The 795-nt window shown below is 62.3% G+C and carries 2 protein-coding genes; both read right to left on the bottom strand.

Annotated features, from left to right (window positions below):
- The coding region (locus IZU87_RS17295) for a hypothetical protein (RefSeq protein WP_213115368.1) at positions 1 to 398 on the bottom strand (398 nt) is incomplete at its 3' end.
- Positions 386 to 739 carry a phage holin, lambda family gene (locus IZU87_RS17290; protein ID WP_144726159.1) on the bottom strand — a complete coding sequence of 118 codons (354 nt, stop codon included), beginning with the start codon at positions 737 to 739 and terminating at the stop codon, positions 386 to 388. The genes IZU87_RS17295 and IZU87_RS17290, both read right to left, overlap by 13 nt.
- Positions 740 to 795 lie beyond the last annotated feature (56 nt).

The raw sequence follows: 795 nt of genomic DNA, 5'->3' as shown, positions 1-795 counted from the left end.
CGAAGGCGCTGCAGCCACTCAGCAGCAGCATCAGGCACAGGCCGGTCAGCCCACTCAGCAGTCGGCGCATCGTCGTTCTCCATTCGGCGAGCAGCTGCCCGGGCAGCCATGATTGAACGGTCATCCAGGGCGCGACTAGCCTCGCGTGCCTCCAATGCGACGGACAATCGCTTCATCTGATTGCCATAGTGCAGCGCCATCATCTCGAGCCCGCGGTTGACCGCCTTCTCGGTGGATAGCTCAGCCTTGAGGTCATTGGCATGCTGCTCGGCCTTGGTCGCCTCATAGGTCTGCATCGCGCCCCAGCCCAGCACCACCGCCATCAGGATGACCTCGAACTTCACACCTGATATCAGCTTGCGGCCCCATGCCCACGCGGTCGTGATCAGTGCAGCCATCGTCCCAGCACCTTATCGAAGATGGCGTCAGACTTGGCACGCAGCCACTCGACACCGAGGAAAGCGATCGCGGCGCCAATGGCCACGGCCATGTCCTGATCCAAGCCACCCCAGTCCAACAGCGGCTTGAGCGCCAGTGTCAGGCCACCCACCAGGGTCGCCTCGAGCACTGACTTGTAGAAGCGGCCACCGGCGTGCAGGCCGCGCAGCAGCGCGATCACGAATGACAGCCCTGCTGCATAGAGGTTGGCTTGATACGGCTGCAGCCACTCCAGCAGCATCTGCCATGTCGATGGATCGCGGTGTGGCATATCGGCGGGCTCGTGGTCGTCATCATGCATATGGCCTCCTGAGTCGGTAGGCCCTGCGTAGTTCGTCGTTATCGTTATGCGATGTG

Origin of the sequence: Cobetia sp. MC34 (genome assembly GCF_018340035.1) — a bacterium.
Taxonomy (GTDB): domain Bacteria; phylum Pseudomonadota; class Gammaproteobacteria; order Pseudomonadales; family Halomonadaceae; genus Cobetia; species Cobetia amphilecti.
This window is presented reverse-complemented; position numbering and strand designations above follow the sequence as displayed.